The organism is Mesorhizobium zhangyense (assembly GCF_011045115.1).
Taxonomy (GTDB): Bacteria; Pseudomonadota; Alphaproteobacteria; order Rhizobiales; family Rhizobiaceae; genus Mesorhizobium_M; species Mesorhizobium_M zhangyense.
The window spans coordinates 1-4,184 of sequence record NZ_JAAKZG010000041.1; the positions used below are offsets into that span (position 1 = coordinate 1).

At 58.7% G+C, this 4,184-nt stretch carries 3 protein-coding genes and 1 pseudogene; 2 read left to right on the forward strand and 2 right to left on the reverse strand.

Annotation, left to right across the window (positions count from 1 at the left end):
- Nucleotides 1-288: 288 nt before the first annotated feature.
- Nucleotides 289-423: a hypothetical protein gene (locus G6N74_RS31345; protein WP_281354093.1), complete on the reverse strand. Its 135-nt coding sequence runs from the start codon at nt 421-423 to the stop codon at nt 289-291.
- 610 nt (nt 424-1,033) lie between these two features.
- On the opposite strand from G6N74_RS31345, the gene G6N74_RS30270 reads away from it, so the two are divergent.
- Both G6N74_RS30270 and G6N74_RS31685 read left to right on the forward strand, forming a co-directional pair.
- A complete protein-coding gene (locus G6N74_RS30270; RefSeq protein ID WP_165121702.1) occupies nt 1,034-1,711 on the forward strand; it encodes a hypothetical protein in 678 nt (225 codons plus the stop codon).
- Nucleotides 1,712-2,124: 413 nt separating this feature from the next.
- Entirely contained in the window at nt 2,125-2,385 is a 261-nt protein-coding gene (locus G6N74_RS31685; RefSeq protein ID WP_512698588.1) for a Y4oE-related protein, read from the forward strand.
- Nucleotides 2,386-2,466: 81 nt separating this feature from the next.
- On the opposite strand, the pseudogene G6N74_RS30275 reads toward G6N74_RS31685, so the two are convergent.
- Nucleotides 2,467-4,159, reverse strand: a pseudogene (locus tag G6N74_RS30275) (type IV secretory system conjugative DNA transfer family protein).
- Nucleotides 4,160-4,184 lie beyond the last annotated feature (25 nt).

A 4,184-nucleotide genomic window follows, 5' to 3' on the forward strand; every position in this document is an offset into this window, starting at 1 on the left:
AATCTACAGGGAGTGAAGGCTTCAGACGACCTGCGACGAACGATTTCCAACTTTGCAACCAATAAGGTACGATAGCTTAACTTTCGGTTGCATGGAAAGCCGAATGTCGGACAGTTCTCATCGGGTGACTGCTTGGGATGAGAATGTTTAACCTTGGACAAATCGTTCAACCAACACGATTGCAACGACTATCGCCACGAGGATGGGAACTATTGCAATCCGGATTGACGGGCGAACACGCTTTGGCCGGTTGTCATTGGCCGGCCCTCGAAATGAAATTTTCATCAGTTATTGTAGAAGTGATCCGACCAGGAAGGCCGCGCCGACGGTGGTGACTGCCAGCAATATGCCGGTGATGGTTCTGATCTGGCTGCGGCGGCGGACCTTTGCTCCGGTCCAATCGTAACGAGACTCGTATTTCATAGCTTCCATTCACTCAATCGACGTGATCGACAGGCAGTGGGCTGCCCGTCGATCGTTGCCGAGACGCGTACTCAATACACAGCAGGTGAAGACTGCGCGAAACGTGGTTAAGATCGGGTGAACACCGCGCAAGACTGCCCGCAAAACGGCCGGCGGGCAAGCAAGCCGAGTTGTGATAGCACACCGCATTCATGGCACGGAGCCAATAACCTGCAGCGTGGGCGTGGTTACATGCCCATCCGACAAGTAGTGCAGTCAGCGGAACTACTCGTTGGATCTGGAGGATTTGATACCGCGATGCTCGGCGCCAGAAATACGGGACGGCTTGCTCAAGTTCAATCCAACCTCGACCAAACGGCGGACTGCCTCCGATCTGGTAGGAAGATCAGCTTGGTCGCGACGCCAATCATCAATCCGTGCCAGCTGTTCACCAGAGAGGCGTAGCTCAAAACGTTCAGTTTTCATCTGTGGAGGATTGGACGCGTTTGACAATGGCTGCTTCCGTAATGTACGGTACTTACGTAATAGTGGTTCACGATTGCAGCCGAACAGCGTGCGTCAACACGCTGCCCGGCCTGACCATAACCTAAGCTGTTGAGGAGCTCGGATCATGGCTGATTCCGACCATAGCATGAGTTTTGCCTGCGTCACCCGCCGGATGGCGCTTGGTGGCGCGGTTGTTGCTGTAACCGGCGCGGCGCTTGGCGGAAATGCGCAGGCTCGAAGCCTTGCGATCCCGGACAGCGCACCCATTTCAACGCCTGACCCGGCTCTGGCGCTTTGGCAAGAGTGGCAGGCAGCGCATGAGCTGGCCGAGCAGCTTCACCTCAGGCAGCAGGAGCTGGAAGTGGAACTTGCCGAGCGTGTCGATTTTCTGTGCACCGTCATCAATCTTCCCAATGGCGAGGGCGTGACGATCTGCTCGAAGACTGCACTTGATCGGGTTATCGGCGACCGGACGGACATGGCAGCCATTCGCTCTCGGGCGGAAGCCGATCTGGCGGAACGGCAGGCACGCTGGGATGCGGCGGACCGGGAGATTGGCTATTCGGTTGCGCTCAAGGCCGAGCGGGAGGCTGAGGAACGGGAGGAGAGTTTGCTCAAAGCTTTGTCGGTCACGCCTGCTACCTCGCTTGCGGGCGTGGCGGGCAAGCTCGATGCGGTGCTGCGTCGGGACGAAGCCTGGGAAGACTACTCAAAGCATCCATGGCCGCAAATCCGCTCGGCCCGCGACGATCTGGTGCAGATTGGGCAGCAGATACCGGGATGGTTATTTCCGGGGGCATGAAGGGACCGTGGCCTTGGCAGAAGGCGCTCCGGCTAAAAAGGGTTCCGCCCGACGTTTCCCTACGAGGAAGTCCGGGTGGGCAGCCGGTCAAGGCCCGCTTGTTGTGGAAGCAGCCTTGACCGGCTTTCCGGGCAGCAGCCTGTGCTTCCCGGAAAGGTTTTGAGAATGCCGGTTTCGTGGGACCGGTAGAGCCGGCCAAGGCACAGGCGGCCTTGGCCGACTTTTTCGCCCTACCGGCGAGCGCAAACCAGACTTGGGGCAGAATACGATACCCTTCGCCGGGCAGGATAAAGATGCCGCTGACGAGAGTTTCTAATCGGAGGAGAATGCGACAATGACCGCTGGAGATTCCTCAAGCCACATTTCCAGCAAGATGGATGGGGCTGGTCGTCTCCATTCCGGACGGAGCCTCAATGACAAAGCGCTCGCTTACGCCAGAGACTTCATGGCCACTGTCGGTTGCGAGCCCCACCGCGATACTGCATAAACGATCGCGATCAGCGCTCCTGATCCTGCTACCCTGGCAGGGTTGCTCGGCACGCGATTTTGATCAGAAACCCGTCACGATTGCCGCCTGGTGTGCGTTGCTGGCGCGCTGTGAAGGCTCGGATGCCAGCTACGAAACCTGGAAGCAGGTTTTCGCAAGGCTGCATGAAGGTACGACGCCCGAATGATCGGGCCTCGATCTGATCGACCGGGACGTCCGCACAGACCCCTCGGTGTCGGGGAGGGCTGGACCGCCGGTTTCGAATTGATCATGCCGTGTCAAACGCTCCCTTGAACTCGCTGTCTACATAATAGCGCAGCTTCCCGGCAATGATCGGACGTTGCCCGGCAAGAAACAGCAGCTGAGTGTCTTCAGGCAGGTTTCGAACCCTCATCGGGGGTCAGCAGCGGACGAGCGGTGTGTTGTTCACTGAGGGAGATCCCGGACTTTTCGGAATCGAACGCCTGACCCATTGTGCGGAAGACTGCGGTTCCCTGTCCAAGCAGATCGGAGACGAGGCGAGCGCTGTCGTGATCATTGACGCCGAAGATTTGTAGGACGCCGGCGTTCGATAAAAAGGTGCCAGCGCGTTGACCGTAGGTGGCACGGAGTTGATGCACGTCTTGCAGGATCGGCCAAAGCTGAACGCCGTAGCCGGCCATGAGACCCATGGCGCGCTCGACCGGGGCAAGATGGCCAAGGGCTGCGAACTCATCGAGCAAGTACAGTACCGATGCAGCTGATGGCGCTGCCGCTGGGGCAGGGGCCTTTGACGGGGTTCTGGCCATGTCGGTGAGGCTCTGGGTGATGAGCAGCCGAAGCCATCGCGAATAGGTACCGAGGCGATCGGGCGGCAGGACGAGGAAGACAGTTCCTGTCCGCGCCTTCAGGTCGCCAAAGGTGAAGTCGGAGCGTGCCAGCACAGTCGACATTCTCGGACTGTCGAGGAAATGGGTATGGCGTTGTGCTGCCGAGAGCACGCCAGCCGCTTCCCGGTCTGACTTTCCAAGATGGCGGTTTGCGGCCCGCGCGATCAATCCGTTGGCAGCGGTTGCCTGCTGCATCTCCTTCAGCAGGGCGAAGAACGCCTCCGGCGCCAGCGTGAGATTTTCCCGCAGGGTTGACAGCGTTCGCCTGTCCCTTGGCTCATGGCTGACGATATGAAGAATGATGCCGGCGATCAGCGCCTTGGCTTCCTCGTTCCAATGCGCCTCGCCGGCCATGCCCGGTTCGTCATGAACGAGGGCTTCAGCGAGCGTGCTGGCGTCCTCGGCGACATCGAGGCCATCCGGATCGAGTGCATCGAGCGGATTGTATGCGGCCGATCTTTTACCAGTGACACCGAACGGATCGAGGACATGGACCGGTCCGAATTTTTCGCGGGCACGGCGAGCGATTTTTGCATTTTCGCCCTTGGGGTCAATGCAGATCACGGAGCGATTGGCAGTCAGCAAATTGGGGATGATGGTGCCGACACCTTTGCCGGTTCTGGTCGGCGCCATGGTGAGCAGATGCGCCGGACCGTCATAGCGCAGCAGCTTTTCAGTTCTGTCGTCGCGACCAATCAGCAGACCGGTGTTGGTGCGGGTGAGGGGAGCGATTTCCTTGGTCGTGGCAAAGCGCGCTGAGCCGTGCGTTTCATCGTCGCCCATATCGCCAAAATGCAAAATGAGCGGTTGGGTCAGAAAGTGGAAAGCGAACAGCACGAGGATCGCCAAGGTCAGGAAATCGAGTGCGATGAACGGAATTGTCCCGGGACCATATCCGAAATCTTTGAGGGCGAAACGGCCGCCCATGCCAACGATAAAAAGCACAATGGCCAGAATAAAGATTGCGAACAAAACCGGCTTCCAGGCGCGGAACGGCAACGCGATCAAAGCGAGCACCGCCCATATCGGATCGCGCGCGGCGGTACGCAGCATGTTCTTGAAGGCATGCCATGCAAGGCGTGGCTGGATCATGGCATTTTACCCCCACCGCTGACGA

Excerpts from the sequence above, each read along its gene's own strand:
- G6N74_RS31345 (WP_281354093.1), bottom strand. The coding sequence starts at position 423 with ATGAAATACGAGTCTCGTTACGATTGGACCGGAGCAAAGGTCCGCCGC.
- G6N74_RS30270 (WP_165121702.1), top strand. The coding sequence starts at position 1,034 with ATGGCTGATTCCGACCATAGCATGAGTTTTGCCTGCGTCACCCGCCGG.
- G6N74_RS31685 (WP_512698588.1), top strand. The coding sequence starts at position 2,125 with ATGACAAAGCGCTCGCTTACGCCAGAGACTTCATGGCCACTGTCGGTT.